Consider the following 18,043-nt stretch of genomic DNA (forward strand, 5'->3'; position numbering starts at 1 on the left):
AAAGCAGAAGGGGTATCAATGAACTATACAGTACAACAAATTGCAGCCATTACCAATTCGCAAACGATTGGTGATAAGGATCTGGAAGTAAAAAACATAGCTTTTGACAGCAGAATCATCTATTCAACAAAGAATACCGCATTTATTGCAGTAAATACGCATAAAAACTCGGGAGAAAAATTTATTGAAGCTGCTATTGACAGGGGAATTGATATCATTATCTCAGAACATCATTATCCGCAGTTTGAAAATGTAACATGGATCATTGTTGAAAATGCCGTGGATTTTCTTCAGAAATTAGCTAAATATCATTTTGAAAATGCAGCACTGAAATCTATAGGAATTACCGGAAGCAATGGAAAAACCATTTTAAAAGAATGGCTTTATCAGTGCTTGTGGAATGAATTTCCAACTGTGAAAAGCCCGAAGAGCTTTAACTCTCAGATTGGCCTTCCTCTATCGTTGCTGCAAATCAACAGTTCTCATCAACTGGGAATTTTTGAAGCAGGGATTTCCCACCCGCATGAAATGGAGAAACTGGAGAATATCTTCCATCCTCAAATCGGACTGCTTACTCACATCGGAACGGCTCACGCAGCCAATTTTAATTCTGAAGAAGAACTGATTGATGAAAAGATCATCCTTTTCAGACATTCTGAAGTTATTATTTATAACGGAGACAATTCTTTGGTAGACAAAAAGATAAAAGAATTATATTCAAGCAGAAAATTAATTTCCTACGGTCTTAAAGAAAACAATCAGGTTTCCATCAAAAATTATCCTTCAAAAGATGAAAAAATCATTGTGAAATATTTTGATGAAGAGATCTCCTTCCCTGTTCACCAACGAGACGAAGCTACCTTAACAAATGCTCTTGCCCTTGTTACAGTTCTGAAAGAACTTCATATCGACAATCAGAAAATCATAGAAAAGATCAATACTTTAAAAGCCGTAGAAATGCGTCTTGAAGCAATTGAGGGAATTAAAAACAATATTGTCATCAATGATTCTTTTAACCTTGATCTGGATTCTCTGAAAACAGCTCTTCAGTTTCTGAAGGAATATAATAAATCTAAAAAATCATTGGTTCTGACAGATATTGTCGGGGTTAATTCCAATTCTAAAGAACTCTACGAAGAAGTTTCCGAACTCGTGAATGAACAGCAGTTTGATTCTGTATTCCTGATCGGAGACAAAATATCAAAATTCAAAGAATTGTTTAAATCTAAAACGTATACTTTCATCAGCACTCAGGAATTAATTGACAGTAAGCATCTTACTGAAATTGAAAACCAGATCATCCTGCTGAAAGGAGCCAGAAAATTTGAAATTGAGAAGCTTAAAGATATTCTTGAACTCAGAAAACATGATACGGTCCTGGAAATCAATCTGAATGCTATTCTTCATAATATCAACTATCATAAATCCCTGCTGAAGCCGGGAACCAAAATGATGGCTATGGTAAAAGCCAACGCTTACGGATTGGGAAGCTATGAAATTTCAGAATTTTTACAGCATCATCATATTGATTATTTAGGGGTAGCATTTGCTGACGAAGGCGTTGAACTTCGCAAAAAAGGGATTACCACCCCTATTATTGTGATGAATCCTGAGCAACACAGCTATGATGCCATCATTGAATATAATCTGGAACCTGAAATTTACAGTTTCAGAGTTTTGGAACTGTTTTACGATACCGTACAAAAATCAGGATACGACAAAAAATATCCAATTCATATTAAACTGGAAACCGGAATGCACAGACTTGGTTTCAAAGATTTTGAACTGGATCAGTTAGGTGAAGCTTTAAGTAATAAAAACCTGAAGGTTCAGAGTATCTTCAGCCATCTTTCTTCTTCAGACATGCCCGAAGAAAAAGAATTTACATTAAAGCAGCTGGAAGTTTTCGACAAAAATTCTGCTTATTTAATTGAAAAACTAGGGTATGCCCCCCTTCGCCACATCCTGAATTCTTCTGGAATAACAAGTTATACCAACCATCAGTATGATATGGTGAGGATCGGAATAGGAATGCTTGGAGAATCACCAAGTAGTGAAATACAAAAACAATTACAGTCTGTTGTCAGCTTTAAAACCGTTATTTCTCAGATTTCAACTGTAGAAAACGGAGAATCAGTTGGTTACAGCAGAAAATACAAACCAGATCATGCTGCAAAGATCGCAACAATTCCTGTAGGATATGCAGATGGAATTCCCCGAATGATAGGAAATCAGGTAGGAAGCCTGGGTGTAAACAAAGCACTGGCTCCTATTGTTGGAAATATCTGTATGGATATGATGATGATAAACGTAGATCATATCCCGAATGTAAAAGAAGGCGATAAAGTTACTATCTTTAATGCGCAGCCCAGCTTAAAAGAATTTGCAGGCTACTGCAAAACGATAACCTATGAAGTACTAACATCCATTTCACCCCGGGTGAAACGGATTTATATAAAAGATTAGTTATGAGAAAACTCCTGTTTCTATTTTTCATATTCCCTTTACTAATGATCCAGTCCCAGGTAAAAAAGGATCTGGTCATTCCGAAAAATCCCAGAATAGGTCTTTCGCTTGCGGGCGGAGGAGCCAAAGGTTTTTCACATGTCGGAGTACTGAAAGTATTAGATTCCCTAGGAGTAAAAGTGGATTATATTGCCGGAACCAGTATGGGAGCCATTGTAGGTGGTTTGTATGCTTCAGGTTATTCGGGAAAGGAAATAGAAAAAATTGTCATGGACACAGACTTCTATTCTTTAATTATGGATCCGAAATCCAGACAGGAATCTTCTTTTTTCAACAAATCAGTAGACAAGTATCTTTTATCCATTCCATTAAAGAACGGAAAAATGTCACTGCCTTCTTCCATCAGCACTGGGCAGAGGAATGTTTATCTTCTTAAAGAATTATTCAAGAATGTTTCCAATATCGACGACTTTTCGAAGCTTCCCATTCCTTTTATGTGTGTAGCCACCAATCTGGAAAGCGGCAATATGCAGATCTTTGAAAAAGGAGATCTCGTACAGTCTATTATGGCGAGTTCTGCTTTTCCTTCTCTGATGGACCCTGTAAAAATTAGCGACAGTATTTATATTGATGGTGCTATGACGGTTAATTATCCCTCAAAGCCTTTAAAGGACAAAGGAATCGATATCGTCATCGGGGTGGACCTTAACCAGGATCTTTCAAAAAGAGAGGATTTAAGCAATATTATTTCAATTCTGAACCAGGTAATTGATTTCGGAATTAAAAGAGATACGAAAAGACAATATAAATATACAGACATCAATATCAAACCTAATCTGAAAGGAATGTCCGCAACCAGCTATGATGACAAGAAAAAAATTCTTGACAGCGGGTATGCGGAAGGGATGAAATATACCTCAATACTGGACCAGCTTCCGAAACGGCAGTTTGACCGTCTCAGACAACGCATCAATCCAATCTACTCCAATGTGTATAAGATTGACAGTATCGCTTTAGATGGAGGACGTATTTACGGTAAAAACTATGTTTTGGGAAAAATGGGTCTTCGCCTCCCCTCTCTGCAAACTTATGGAAGTATAAATAAAAAAATAGACAGACTGGTTGCCACCAATAATTACAAGTTTATCAACTACGATATCATTTCTGAAAATGATGCAAGCTATCTCAAGCTCTACGTAACAGAAGATGAAGCCCGTCATTTTTTAAAGGTAGGTCTTCATTATGATGAAATATTCAAGACCGGACTTCTTTTAAATTACTCCGCAAAGAGGCTTTTAACCAAAAACTCTAATCTTTCACTGGATGTAGTTGTAGGAGATAAACCAAGATATTATCTTAATTACTTTATTGATAATGGATATATTCCCGGTTTCGGAATTTATTCTTCCGGAATGACGATTGATTTAAAGAACTTAGATAATAATGTAGTGGATAAATGGGAATGGTTCCGAAATGAAGCCTTTATACAGTCTGTCTGGAAGGATAAATTTGCGATCGGAGGCGGAATCAGCCATGACTATTTCGGAGCAGAAATAAACGGCTTAAATAAGCGGTATATGCGTTTTCTGAATCCATATGTATTTTTAAAGAGTGATACTCAAAATGATAAAGATTTTCCTTCCAGAGGTATTTATATTAATACAGAAGGAAAAGTAATTGATCTCCTCAAATCTGAAGTAGAAAAAAGAGTGATCCAGATAAAGGCAGATATCAGACTGAATATTCCTCTGTCTAAGCAGTTCTCTTACCGCCTGAATTTATACGGTGGAATTACCCTTGGTGATGATCTTCCGGAATTTTACCAGTACAGACTGGGTGGAATTTTTGAACAGAATCTGGTTAATTTTAAAAGCTTCGGAGGCTTCTACTTTGCCCAACTGAATGCTAACAATGTGATATTGGTTTCAAACGATGTTCAGTTTAAATTCAATAAAAACTATTTTCTAAGCGGAAATTTCAGCTTTGCCAATCTTTCCAACGATATAAGTTTTGAAGATGCAGCCAAGGTAAATTTCAGCTCACTTGGGCTAACAGCCGGATATAAATCTCCTTTCGGGCAGATTAAAATAAACTTTAGCCATTCATTAAAAAATAATCAAAAAGGCATATTCAGTGTTATATTAGGACACTGGTTTTAATACAATGATACAATTCTTTTACGAAAACTTACCGGAATCTGTAGCTACAGATTACCAGCAATGGCTGGAAGATATTATTCTTTCAGAAGAAAAAAAACTAGGTGAAATCAGTTACATTTTCTGTGATGATGAATACCTTCTTAAGATTAATCAAGATTATTTACAGCATGATTATTATACCGATATCATCACTTTTGATTATGTAAAAGGCAAAACAATAAGCGGTGAGATTTTTGTATCTTTGCAGCGCGTTTCGGATAATGCTTCTACTCTATCCAGAGATTATGAAGAAGAAGTAAGAAGGGTCTTAGCTCATGGAATTTTACACCTTGCAGGATACAAAGACAAGACTGAAGAAGAGGAAAAAGAGATGCGTAGAAAAGAAGATTTCTATTTGAACAAATACTATAATTTAAAGGGTTAGAAATTGAAGAATCACTTAAAGCCCGATTCCTAACTCATTCAATTATAAGCACAATAAGAAATCATCTACAGTGCATTTTCCGAAAATGTTTCACGTGAAACATTCGCGAAATATTAAAATTAAAAGGCTTAAAACAAGCATAACAAAATGATTTCAGAAACATATGATGTAATCGTAGTAGGTGCCGGACATGCAGGTTGTGAAGCAGCAGCAGCGGCAGCCAATTTAGGTTCAAAGACCCTACTTGTTACCATGAATATGCAGACCATCGGACAGATGAGTTGCAACCCGGCAATGGGTGGAATTGCGAAAGGACAGATCGTCCGTGAAATTGATGCGATGGGAGGATACTCCGGAATCGTAGCAGATAAATCTGCCATACAATTTAAAATGCTGAACCTCTCAAAAGGTCCCGCAATGTGGTCACCAAGAACTCAAAATGACAGAATGCTTTTTGCTGAAGAATGGAGACTCGCTTTAGAAAATACACCCAATCTTGATTTCTTTCAGGATATGGTAAAACAGCTTATTGTTGAAAATAATAAAGTAACCGGAGTTGTTACTTCTTTGGGAATTGAGATTAAAGCAAAATCTGTAGTTCTAACTAATGGAACTTTCCTTAACGGATTAATTCACGTTGGAGATAAACAATTAGGCGGAGGAAGAATGGGTGAACCAAGAGCATTCGGAATCACAGAACAATTGGTATCTTTAGGATTTGAAGCAGGAAGAATGAAAACTGGTACTCCACCGAGAGTAGACGGAAGAAGTTTGGATTATTCAAAAATGGAAGAACAGAAAGGAGATCAAAATCCGCAAAAGTTCAGCTATCTTGATACTCCGAAATTAACAAAACAACTAAGCTGCCATATCGTATATACTAATGAAACAGTACACGATATTTTAAGAGAAGGTTTTGACAGGAGTCCAATGTTCAATGGAACCATTCAAAGTTTAGGGCCAAGATACTGTCCAAGTATTGAAGATAAAATCAACCGTTTCGCAGAAAGAAACAGACACCAGCTTTTCGTAGAACCCGAAGGATGGAAGACCGTAGAAATTTACGTAAACGGATTCAGCTCTTCTCTTCCGGAAGATGTACAGATCAAAGCAATGAAACATATACCGGGATTTGAAAATGTAAAAGTTTTCCGTCCGGGTTACGCCATTGAATATGACTACTTCCCTCCTACCCAGCTAAAGCATACGTTAGAAACAAAACTGATCGACAATTTATATTTTGCAGGACAGATCAACGGAACAACAGGATATGAGGAAGCAGCCGGACAAGGTTTAATCGCCGGCATCAATGCCCACAATAAAGTACACGAAAAAGGAGAATTCATTCTTAACAGAGATGAAGCTTATATCGGCGTTCTTATTGACGACCTTATTACAAAGGGAACTGAGGAACCTTACAGAATGTTTACTTCACGTGCCGAATACAGACTTCTTTTAAGACAGGACAATGCAGATATCAGATTAACGGAGAAAGCATACCATTTAGGCCTTGCCAAAGAAGACAGATTAAGAAAAGTAGAAACAAAACTATCTGAAAGTCAAAAACTTGAAGAGTTTCTACGCGAAACTTCTTTAAAACCAGGAATAATCAACCCTATTCTGCAATCTATAGAAAGCAGTCCTGTAGATCAGGCATACAGAGCTGCACAGATCCTCACCAGACCTAATATGACTTTAGAAAAGCTGGATGAAATTGAAGCCATCAAAGAATTCTCATCTCAATACAATGACGAAGTAAGAGAGCAGGCTGAAATTAATATCAAGTACAAAGGGTATATAGAAAAGGAAAAGGAAAATGTTGCCAAACTTAACCGTCTTGAAAATATTAAAATCCCTGAAGATTTTGATTATACCAAGCTTTCAAGCCTTTCTGCAGAGGCAAAACAGAAAATGACCAACGTAAAACCGAAAACAATAGCACAAGCAGGAAGAATCAGCGGTGTTTCCCCTGCTGATATCAACGTTTTGCTGGTCTATTTAGGACGTTAACTATAAAATGTTTCACGTGAAACATTTTTAAAAATAAAGCAAAAATTAAGGTATTTATGAGCTTAGCTAAAACTTATAGATATCTTAATTTTTAATATAAAAAGATAGAGTTTAATGAAAATAAAAGATCATTTTCTTTCACAGGAAATTTTTGAGATTAAGGAAACAGATACAAAAGGTGTTTTTAAAACCACCCCTATCCCATCCAATATTTCCAGATATTATGAAAGCGAAGATTATATTTCCCATCATCAGGATTCAGGAAGCTTAAAAGAAAAGGTATATAAATTTCTTCAGTCTTTCAATTTAAACTACAAAAGAAATATCCTTGCAGAGAGAATACATAAAGGTGCCAAAGTTCTGGATTACGGATGTGGTGCCGGAGAATTTGTAAAGTATATTGAAGACGATTTTGAGACCTACGGTTATGAGCCAGATTCAGATGCAAGAAAAGCAGCCACGGCAAAAATAACAAAAACAACGATTATTGATGATATTCAAAAAATAGGAGATCAAAGCCTGGATGCAATTACATTATGGCATGTATTTGAACACATCGAAAATCAGGATGAGATGCTCAGAATTTTCCATGGGAAATTAAAAGACAAAGGACTTCTTATTATTGCTGTTCCCAATCCTACTTCCTATGACGCCTTACACTATAAAGAATATTGGGCAGCTTATGATGTACCCAGACATATTTATCATTTCTCAAAAAATGGAATGGAAAATTTAATTTCTAAAAATCCGGATTGGAAAATGAGGAAGATCAAACCTTTGATACTGGACTCATATTACATCTCTATGTTAAGCGAAAAATATAAAAAATCACCTCTATTTTGGTTTAAAGCGACTATTTACGGAACAATTTCGAACGTAAAGGCACTTTTTTCGAACGAATATTCCAGTTTGATATACATTATCGAAAAAAGATAGAAAATCGATTTTAAAGGCGTTTATGAAGGTCGTTTTTCAGCATATTAACGTTAAATTTACAAGACTCAGGAAAAAATTTCCTGAGTTTTATTTTTTAAAGGCAGGACAGAAGCTTATGGTTTCTTCGTTATTTAAAATCAAATTAATTTTCTTCCGCACTACCCTATTTAATTTTTACAAAAAGAGACTCAAACTCATAATATGAAAAAATGAAATTAACTGTTCATTAATTAAATTATTAAAAAAAGTAGCATCAGGGAAAATCAAAGAAAATTAAAGCTAAAAAAGTAAAAATAAGGCTTATTAAAAGTAAATTCTTTCAAAAACACAGCATTTGAAGCTTATTTTCTTAATTAACATATAAAACCATGGAAAATTACAGAAAATCGATTTAAACCATGATTCTGAAAGTCATTTTTCCATGCTTTTTCAACTGAAAGCCAAAAATGAATATGAAAAGACTCCTAATGGCAAACTTCATCCTGAAAATAAAAAACAGAGAGAAACTAAAAAATACATATTTTCTCTTTTTATTTAATTTCAATAAAATAGGTTTGGTAAAAAATGACCAGGCTTCCCCCTACTCAATACATAATCATACTTCTGAAAACACAATTCAAAAATTAATGCAGTTCTTAAATCACAGAAATCTGTAACCGAAACAGGAGAAAAATAAATTTTTTTAGTCCTCAGATTTCGAAAAAATAAAATTACGTTCAAAAAAACGAGCAATATATATTTTCATGAGCATTGAGAAATATTTTGTTGAAATTTAAGAACAAACATTAAGTTGGAAGAAAAAAGCAATTAAAATAATAATGGAATAATTTCTGAAAAAAAGAACTTCACAGGATTAATACATATTCCAAATTTAAAACTAACTAAGGGAATCTAAATAAAATTATTTCATACAAATAAAAAAATAGTTTAAATATTAATAATCAAATAATTACAACCATATCACTAATATATGAAATAAATAAAAATCAATATAATATAGATAACTTTAAAACATCAAGCAATGATACCTCAATACTGTGTAAAATAAAATAATTAGTTCCGAGAATAAATTTCAATTTAAACCTTCCTATTAACCTCAGTTTGAAATAAGAAATTCTAACTTAAATAAAGAGTTATAACCTATGATTAATATATGAATTTAATAAAAAATAGGAGTTATTTGAATTTTTAAAAGTGCTCCATAGGAGTACTCTGTTCATAGAAATTAATACATAATCTAAGGTGAGCTCCTACGGAGCGAAAGGATAATAAACCTGATCAATATCTAATTCTCATAGAGTTTTAATACGTACAAAATCCAGAAACAATTTTTCAATGATCTTAAAAAAAACTAACTTCCAGCTCCAGTCCATTATCTTAGTTTCCATAACCCGAAATCAGGTTAAATATATTTTTCAAAAAAAAAGCAAAATACGATCAATAAACACAAAAATAAATCAATCACAATCTATCAAATTATGGTCAAAATATCGAAAAAAAAATGCTAATTTTCAAAGGCGAATAAGAACAAATTATAAATCATACGGAATCAAAGTATTACCCAAGGTATAACCTGAGGTTATATTTAAAACACATTTAAAATCCGATGAATAAAGCATTTTATGAGTAAATTTATATGTAAAAAAACCTGCTAATATAATTAGCAGGTTTCAAAAATATCTATGATCTTTCTATTAATTGTTGATCGCAGCTACACCAGGTAACTCCAATCCTTCAAGACTTTCAAGCATTGCTCCACCACCGGTAGAAACATAACTTACTTTATCTCCGTAACCGAATTGCTTAACAAAAGCAACACTGTCACCACCTCCTACTAATGAGAAAGCTCCCAAACTAGTTGCTTCAGCAATGCTATCTCCAAGAGCAATGGTTCCACCAGCGAAATTAGACATTTCAAAAACTCCGATAGGACCATTCCAAAGAATAGTTCTTGAGTTCAGCAGTACATCATTGAACTGATCTCTTGATTTATGACCAGCATCAAGCCCCATCCATCCTTCAGGGATTGCATAAATATCAGCTTCTTTTCTATCCGCTTCATTATTAAAGCTCTCAGCAATGATAGCATCAGATGGCAGATATACTTTTACATTATGTTCTTTAGCTTTACCTAGAATTTCAAGAGCCAAAGGAAGTTTATCCTCTTCTACTAAAGAATTTCCGACTTTCCCTCCCAATGCTTTAATAAAAGTGAAAGCCATACCACCTCCTACGATCAAATTATCGATGGCAGGAAGTATATTTTCTATAATGGTAATTTTAGTTGAAACTTTAGACCCTCCTAGAATAGCAGTTACGGGTCTCTCGCCACCCTTCAGAACTTTATCTATTGCCTGAAGTTCTTTAGCCATCAGTAAACCGAAAAATTTAGTTGATGAAAAATATTTTGCAATTACAGCAGTAGAAGCATGAGCACGGTGGGCGGTACCGAATGCATCATTCACATAAGCATCTCCTAATTTAGAAAGCTCTTCTGCGAAGGCTTCATCTCCTTTTTCTTCTTCATTATGAAAACGCAGATTCTCCAACAATAAGATTTCACCCGGCTGAAGCTCAGAAGCAGCCTTTTCAGCCTTCTCCCCTACGCATTCTTCAACAAACTTCACTTCCTGTCCAAGAACATTCGAAACCTCGTCTTTTATATGTTTCAGAGAAAATTCATCCTTCACTTCTCCTTTGGGTCTCCCTAGGTGGGTCATCAGGATGACAGAACCTCCGTCCTTAAGAATTTTTTCTACTGTGGGCTTCACCGCAACGATTCTAGTATTATCCGTTACATTAAGCTGATCATCCTGTGGAACATTAAAATCCACACGAACCAAAGCTTTCTTGTCTTTAAAATTGAAATCATTGATTGTTTTCATAAGTAACATTGAATTTTTCGTTTCACAAATGTAAGGTTTTAAACTTTTTCAACAGATTCATTGAAACAAAAGTTTTCAAAAACTTTCCCGAAGTCTCAACATTCATTAATCAACAATTTTTTCTCTTTAAAAAAAAAGAATAATGTCTTTGTTGTTGAGTATTGTTAGTTTCGGGGATAAGTTTTAAACTAAAAATTGATAACATTTAATTTTGATACAATTCATATTTAACTCACAATGTAAAATATTGTAAACCTGTCTTTTCACATACTTATGCACAGTTGTTGATAACTTTGATAGAAAACCATTATTAGTAATTTTTTTATGGAAAAACTTAAGATTACCTGTGAAAAAGATTTTGAAAATTGTGGTTAAAGTTTCCAGATTAATTTTCCATTACGAAATAATTTAATGTTAAAAAATATAAACTTGATAAAAGTTTTCCACAGTTATTCACACGGCTTTTCACAATTAACTCCCGGTTTACTAACATCAATTGTTATTATTCTTACCTTTGTCATGAAATAAAATCTATACAAGACTTAATAAAGGTATTATGAAAAGAAAAATAGCGATTGCTGCAGACCATGCAGGCTATGAATACAAGGAGGTTGTTAAAAACTATCTTTCAGAACGATTTGAAATTCAGGACTTTGGAACGTTTTCCACAAACAGTGTGGATTATCCGGACTTTGTACACCCTGCCGCAACTTCTGTGGAAAACGGGGAAAATGAACTCGGAATTTTAATCTGCGGAAGCGGAAATGGAGTACAGATCACAGCAAACAAACATCAGAAGATTCGATGTGCCTTATGCTGGATGCCGGAGATTGCATCACTGGCAAGACAACATAATGATGCCAATATGATCTCAATGCCGGCAAGGTTTATTTCTAAGGAACTGGCTATTGAAATTGCTGAAAAGTTTCTCACTACAGATTTTGAAGGTGGAAGACACCAGAACAGAGTTGATAAAATCGCAGTTTGCTAAAAATATAAAGGCCTGTAAATCATATTACAGGCCTTATTTATTTTTTATTTTATATCTTTGCACTGCCTTACAGAGTTTACCATTCTGTATTTCCTATAAAATTAAAGACAATTTAATCATAGGTTTCCCCACACTTTCCCCATATTTGTATTGAATTTATAAAACGAAATTTATAGTTTTAAAATAGATTGGAAACAAAACTAAAACTTGAACTTGAAATAAAAATTACCCTTGCATAGACTAATTTTATGAGAATTTATCTGACCTTTCCTTTTCTGTTTTTATTTATTGGGGTATCTGGGCAGCTGGATAGAAGAGACAGACTGGAATGCAGTATAAAAAAATTCAGAACCTATTGTATGGAAAATCCCCGAAAAAATATTTCGGAGATATCATTTTCAAAAGGTTTAAAATTTTTTGGAAGATATGAAGATTTCAAAGATGAGTTTTCAGAGTATCTGATTAGAATGAAGAAGAAAGATATTACATGCTTTTACAAAGACAGTATAAGATATGATGAATATGGGCAATCGAAAATATGGTCTTACAGTGAGAAAGACAGACTGCCGTTTTATTATTCTTACTCCAGAAAATTTTCATATAAAGGAACTGTTGAGAATATAAAGTTTCCGGATTACTATAAATATAATCCTGCTTCCAAAAAGAACTACCTTATTTTCTACAGTAAAGAGCAGGAGAATAATAAAAATTATGAAGTATTTTTTAATTTGTTTAACAATAATGATCAATTAATTTATACTTTTCACCAACGGGAAAATGAGTTTAATGAATTTACATTTCATGAGACTGAAGACGATCCGTTTTATAAAAAGAGCGTGTATAAAAACGGGAAACTCTTCTCAGAGATTCGTATTGCCAAACATTATGAAACTGGATTCAAAAAAGATATTAAGCAGTATAATCTGACGCAGTCTTATATAATTAATGAAAAAGGAATTCCGATTTTAATGCAGTCAAAATTTGTCGAAGAAAACGCAGACTGTAACTGCAACAAAGGATTTATTACGAAAATAAGATACAAACCTGAGGAAGCTTGCAACCGTGGAATAATTCTGGACTAAAAATTGATAGAATAAAATTTTAAAAACTAATACCCAATGAAAATAAAAGCATCTGTACTATTACTTTTAGTTATAAGTTTTCTTCATGCTCAGGAAATAGAAAACCAGGAGGCTTTTAAAAAATGCAGAAAAGAATTCAGCAAAAAAATATGTCTTTCTGATACGGATGGAGATGGGACTCTATTTTATCTGGACAAGTGTCCCGAAGAAGCCGGTCCGGAAGAAAATAATGGCTGTCTTTGGCCGGATGCAGATGGTGATGGTACACCGGATAGAGATGATCTATGTCCTACAGTAGCAGGACCTCAGGAAAACAATGGCTGTCCGTGGCTGGATACAGATGGTGATGGTATTCTGGATAAGGATGATGCGTGCCCAACTGTAAAGGGAACCGTTGAGCTCCAAGGTTGCGCTCCTTATGTTCCTCATTATTATACACAGGAGGAACTTAAAAAAGTTGAAGAGGATTTTACTGCCAGTATAAAGGGATATAATTTTCATGCGCTTGCAGACCTGCTTTTTAAAAAGATTGATAAAAAATCAGTTAAACATAAAATAGTGTATGTGGGTGTTATTAATGTTTTTACAGCAGGATGTGGAATGGACAGAACAGACTATTCTGCAGCTAATCTGGTAAATAGCCTGAAATTCAAATCTTTTTGGGATGAAAGAAACTTTAAGAAATTTGTCAGTCTTTTTCCGGAAAAAACCATTATTCCGATTCCAAGATCTGCAGTGGCTGGTTACTATGGTGAATATTTAGAACAATTGAACTTTAAAGGAGTTCCCCAATCTAAACTGGATTACAGGATTGTTTATAATGCAAAGGGCAATTTTGTGAAAACAGTAAATACGAAAGAATTGATAATCCCTGAGAGTAATTTCATTACTTTGTATATCAATACGGAAGAAAAGAAAAACAAAGCTGAAGTACAGCTGGGAGATCTTATCTGTTATTTTGAATTCAAAAACGGCTCGGTTATTGAAATTTCAAAAGCGGATTATGAGAACTCATAACAATTAAATTAACATTAAAATGTCAAAAAAAAGAAAATATATAAGTCAGAAAAATGACCATAAATTAATGGATATCGGGAGACAAATCCTCCGTTTTATGAATGCTAATTCGTCTAAAGTTTATAATTATAAGCAGATTGCAGACGGAATAGATCATAAGAATCCAAGACAGAGAGAGCAGGTAATTCAGGCTCTTCACAAACTTCAGGCATCTGAAAAGATCAAAGAAGTAGACAAAGGAAAATATATTGTGAACCTGGAAATTGCAGGAACACTAACTGGAATTATCGATTTTAATCAATCCGGGAATGCGTATGTAAACGTTGAAGGTCTGGAAGATGATATCTTTATTCATTCTAAAAATGTAAAAGATGCGTTACAGGGTGATAAGGTTCTGATTATAACCTATCATTTTAAAGGGAAAAAACTGGAAGGCTCAGTACTGGAAGTTCTGGAAAGAACAAGAACTGAATTTGTAGGGACTTTCCAGGTGGTTACCCATAAAGATTTTGGATTTGTTGTATGTGATAAAAAAACAATCAATACCGATATTTTTATTCCAAAAACAAAATTCGGAGGTGCTGAAAACGGGGATAAGGTCATCGTGAAAATGACAGAATGGAGACCGGGTGATAAAAACCCTCAAGGAGAAATTATCCAGGTATTAGGCGCACCGGGTGAGCACGAAACAGAAATTCACTCTATTCTTGCAGAATACGGACTGCCTTATGATTTCCCTGAAGAAGTGGAATTGGATGCAGATAAGATTGACAGAAGGATTACCGATGAAGAAGCTGCAAAACGCTGGGATATGAGGGATATCTGTACTTTTACTATTGACCCTAAAGATGCAAAAGACTTTGATGATGCCCTATCCATCAGAAAACTGGAAAATGGCAACTGGGAGATAGGGGTTCATATTGCAGATGTTTCTCATTATGTAGTGCCGGGAACGATTCTGGATGATGAAGCTTATAAAAGAGCAACTTCCGTGTATCTGGTAGACCGTGTGGTTCCGATGCTTCCGGAAGTTTTGAGTAATGATGTATGTTCACTCCGTCCGAATGAAGATAAATACACCTTTTCCGCAGTTTTTCAGCTGAATGACAAAGCTGAGATCCAGAAACAATGGTTTGGAAGAACAGTAATCCATTCAGACAGAAGATTTACTTATGAAGAAGCTCAGGAACGTATAGAAACGGGCCAGGGAGATTTAGCTGAGGAAATCAATACGCTGGATAAATTAGCGAAGATCATGCGTGAAGAAAGGATCAGAAAAGGAGCCATTACTTTTGACAGAAGTGAAGTGCGGTTCAATCTGGATGAAAATAATGAACCAATTGGGGTTTACTTTAAAATCAGTAAAGATTCCAATCACCTGATCGAAGAATTCATGCTTTTAGCCAATAAAAAAGTCTCTGAATTTGTTTCATTAACGGGTAAAGGAAGTTTATCCAATAATACTTTCATTTACAGGGTTCACGACGATCCGGATCCTGCAAAACTGGAAGCACTGAGAGATTTTGTATCTACTTTCGGCTATAAAATGAATCTGGATAATACCAAAAAAGTGGCAGAATCTCTGAACAAGCTTTTACATGATGTGAAAGGAAAAGGAGAAGAAAATATGATTGAAACGCTCGCTATGAGAAGTATGAGTAAAGCGGTATATTCTACAGAACCTATCGGTCACTATGGTCTTGGTTTTGAGTATTACAGTCACTTCACCTCTCCTATCCGACGTTATCCCGACCTTCTCGCCCATCGTCTTTTACAGCATTATCTTGACGGAGGGAAATCTCCAAGCAAGACAGAGCTGGAAGAAAAAGCAAAACACTGCAGTGCGATGGAAAGACTTGCTGCAGATGCAGAAAGAGATTCCATTAAATTCATGCAGGTGAAATTCATGGAAAAACATCTTGGTGAAACTTTCAAAGGAGTGATTTCAGGAGTTGCAGAATTTGGCTTCTGGGTTGAAATCCCTGAAAACGGAGCCGAAGGGCTTATCAAATTGAGAGACCTGGTAGACGATTCTTATTCCTATGATGCGAAATCACATGCGGTATACGGTAACAGGACCGGTAAGAAATATCAGCTGGGTGATGAAGTTCAGATTAAAGTAGTGAAAGCCAATCTGATCCAGAAACAACTGGATTTTAAGGTTGTTGATTAACGAAACTTTAAATAAAAATAAAAATGAGGTTGTTCCGGACAGGAGCAGCCTTTTTTATATCAAAAAGTATCCCTTATCAATCTTTTTTCTTCTTAATTATCACAAATATTGTTCTTAAGAATGTAAAAACTTCCCCCTTCCATCACCCTGCTTCCATTCCTTCTTGAAAATATAACGGGCTCTAAAACTTAGTTGATATATCACAACTTTATTGAATAATTAAATCATAAAGTATAACTTTGTATAAAACGGAATGAAAATTATTTTTCATTTTAAATATTATTGAATGTTTGAACTCGTACTTTCTGCTATTGTATTAGGATTCATGCTGAGTCTGGTTTTTATAGGACCCATTTTTTTCCTTCTCATTGAAACCAGCTTTTCCAGAGGACCGAAGCATGCTTTGGCCTTAGATCTGGGTGTGATTACAGCTGATCTTTTATGTATCGTTGCTGCTTATTATGCCAGTGCAGATATTGTAACATTAATTGATAAACATCCTGGTTTTTACAGAATTACCTCTATCCTTATTTTTGTATACGGAATCGTCATGATGGTTACCAAAACCAAAATGCATATGCCAGGCGAGGAAAAAATCATCAGTCAGAATTATTTTAAGACCTTTTTTAATGGGTTTTTCTTTAATTTATTGAACGTAGGAGTCATTCTTTTCTGGCTGGTAACAGTAATTTCTGTAAGAAACCAGTATCCTGATACCAGCAGTTTCATTCTGTATATAAGTATCGTGATCGGTACATATCTGTGCATTGATCTGGCTAAAATATTCCTTGCAAAACAATTTCATGATAAATTAACCCAGAAGCTGGCCAACCAGATCAGAAGAATTGTTGGAGTCATTCTGATCGTTTTCAGTTTCTTTATCTTCCTGCAGAGCTTTAAAAAATTCAATCAGTTTGACAGGCAGCTGGAAGAAGCAGAGAAAAAAGAAGTTAAATACCAAAAGACCAAATGAAAAAAATTATCTTTCCGGAACCCCTGAAAAAAGGGGCTAAAATAGCTGTTATTTCCCCTGCCGGAGCTGTAGAGGTTTCCCAACTGGAAAAGGGAATAGAAATGATCAGAAAAAAAGGCTTTGAACCTGTATTGGGTGAGCATCTGTATACCAAGTTTTCAAACGGATACAACTACGCCGGAACAGAAAAGGAAAGAATAAAAGATATCAACTGGGCTTTAAACGATAAGGAAATCAGTGCCATCTGGGCCTCAAGAGGAGGTTACGGATGCCAGCATCTGGTTCAGCATCTGGATCTGAAAAATTTCACCAAAAATCCTAAATGGTATATTGGCTATTCAGATAATACGGTGATCCAGAGTTACCTGTTGAAAAAAGGATTTGCTTCCATTCACGGGCAGACGATCAAAACATCAAGTTTTGGGGTAACAGAGGAAAGCTATGATCTGATTTTTGATGTATTAAAAGGGAAAAAGCTTAAATATGCCTTAAAATCTTATGAATTGAATAAACCGGGGAATATGGAAGGAGAATTGATAGGAGGTAATTTAGCCCTTATTTATGCCCTTCTGGGAACCCCTTATTCTTTCGATTTTAAAGATAAAATCCTGTTTATTGAAGATATCGGTGAAAACTTTTATGCACTGGACAGGATGATCATGAGCCTGGAGCTTGCCGGAGTTTTCAAAAAGATAAAAGGCTTGATAGTAGGAGGAATGACCAATATGGGCGATGAAAAGGATAATAAGGATTACGAAGAAAGCTTTGACGGATTTGCCTATACCCTAATTTCAGAAAGAATTTCAAAATATAAATTTCCGGTTGTTTTCGGTTTTCCGAACGGACACATAAAGGATAACAGACCCCTTTTAATTGGAGGAAATGCCAAAGTAAAAGTGGCTGATAAAGTTAAGATTGAGTTTTAAA

11 protein-coding genes and 1 pseudogene are annotated in these 18,043 nt (G+C 34.8%); 11 read left to right on the top strand and 1 reads right to left on the bottom strand.

The genetic code is table 11. From position 1 onward, the window contains the following. Positions 1 to 18 precede the first annotated feature (18 nt). The 5 genes from J2Y40_RS10840 to J2Y40_RS10860 all read left to right on the top strand — a co-directional run bounded on the left by J2Y40_RS10840 (position 19) and on the right by J2Y40_RS10860 (position 7,995). The gene (locus tag J2Y40_RS10840) at positions 19 to 2,466 is read left to right on the top strand and encodes a bifunctional UDP-N-acetylmuramoyl-tripeptide:D-alanyl-D-alanine ligase/alanine racemase (RefSeq protein ID WP_309998886.1); all 2,448 of its coding nucleotides are present in this window, start codon (positions 19 to 21) and stop codon (positions 2,464 to 2,466) included. A 2-nt stretch (positions 2,467 to 2,468) separates the two neighbouring features. Then, positions 2,469 to 4,625: a patatin-like phospholipase family protein gene (locus J2Y40_RS10845; RefSeq protein WP_153396847.1), complete on the top strand. Its 2,157-nt coding sequence runs from the start codon at positions 2,469 to 2,471 to the stop codon at positions 4,623 to 4,625. 4 nt (positions 4,626 to 4,629) lie between these two features. After that, entirely contained in the window at positions 4,630 to 5,049 is a 420-nt protein-coding gene (gene ybeY / locus J2Y40_RS10850; protein WP_153396846.1) for an rRNA maturation RNase YbeY, read from the top strand. Between the two features lie 147 nt (positions 5,050 to 5,196). Next, entirely contained in the window at positions 5,197 to 7,059 is a 1,863-nt protein-coding gene (mnmG, locus tag J2Y40_RS10855) for a tRNA uridine-5-carboxymethylaminomethyl(34) synthesis enzyme MnmG (RefSeq protein ID WP_153396844.1), read from the top strand. A gap of 114 nt (positions 7,060 to 7,173) precedes the next feature. Next, positions 7,174 to 7,995 carry a bifunctional 2-polyprenyl-6-hydroxyphenol methylase/3-demethylubiquinol 3-O-methyltransferase UbiG gene (locus tag J2Y40_RS10860; RefSeq protein WP_153396842.1) on the top strand — a complete coding sequence of 274 codons (822 nt, stop codon included), beginning with the start codon at positions 7,174 to 7,176 and terminating at the stop codon, positions 7,993 to 7,995. A 1,694-nt stretch (positions 7,996 to 9,689) separates the two neighbouring features. Here J2Y40_RS10860 and J2Y40_RS10865 read toward each other — a convergent pair. After that, positions 9,690 to 10,880 (bottom strand): phosphoglycerate kinase, encoded by a 1,191-nt coding sequence (locus J2Y40_RS10865; RefSeq protein ID WP_309998892.1) that lies wholly within the window; start codon positions 10,878 to 10,880, stop codon positions 9,690 to 9,692. A gap of 556 nt (positions 10,881 to 11,436) precedes the next feature. On the opposite strand from J2Y40_RS10865, the gene rpiB reads away from it, so the two are divergent. The 6 genes and pseudogenes from rpiB to J2Y40_RS10895 all read left to right on the top strand — a co-directional run bounded on the left by rpiB (position 11,437) and on the right by J2Y40_RS10895 (position 18,042). Beyond that, on the top strand, positions 11,437 to 11,871 hold the full coding sequence (rpiB, locus tag J2Y40_RS10870; protein WP_309998894.1) for a ribose 5-phosphate isomerase B: 435 nt from the start codon (positions 11,437 to 11,439) through the stop codon (positions 11,869 to 11,871). Positions 11,872 to 12,119: 248 nt separating this feature from the next. Beyond that, positions 12,120 to 12,953: a hypothetical protein gene (locus J2Y40_RS10875; protein WP_153396836.1), complete on the top strand. Its 834-nt coding sequence runs from the start codon at positions 12,120 to 12,122 to the stop codon at positions 12,951 to 12,953. 159 nt (positions 12,954 to 13,112) lie between these two features. Then, positions 13,113 to 13,364 (top strand): annotated as a pseudogene (locus J2Y40_RS10880) (thrombospondin type 3 repeat-containing protein); the annotation flags it as partial. 625 nt (positions 13,365 to 13,989) lie between these two features. Further along, entirely contained in the window at positions 13,990 to 16,143 is a 2,154-nt protein-coding gene (gene rnr / locus J2Y40_RS10885; RefSeq protein ID WP_309998896.1) for a ribonuclease R, read from the top strand. Positions 16,144 to 16,429: 286 nt separating this feature from the next. Next, entirely contained in the window at positions 16,430 to 17,116 is a 687-nt protein-coding gene (locus tag J2Y40_RS10890) for a LysE family transporter (RefSeq protein WP_309998899.1), read from the top strand. Further along, the gene (locus tag J2Y40_RS10895) at positions 17,113 to 18,042 is read left to right on the top strand and encodes an LD-carboxypeptidase (RefSeq protein ID WP_153396830.1); all 930 of its coding nucleotides are present in this window, start codon (positions 17,113 to 17,115) and stop codon (positions 18,040 to 18,042) included. The genes J2Y40_RS10890 and J2Y40_RS10895 overlap by 4 nt, the downstream gene beginning before the upstream one ends. Position 18,043 lies beyond the last annotated feature (1 nt).

Source organism: Chryseobacterium sp. 2987, assembly GCF_031456375.1.
Taxonomy (GTDB): domain Bacteria; phylum Bacteroidota; class Bacteroidia; order Flavobacteriales; family Weeksellaceae; genus Chryseobacterium; species Chryseobacterium vaccae.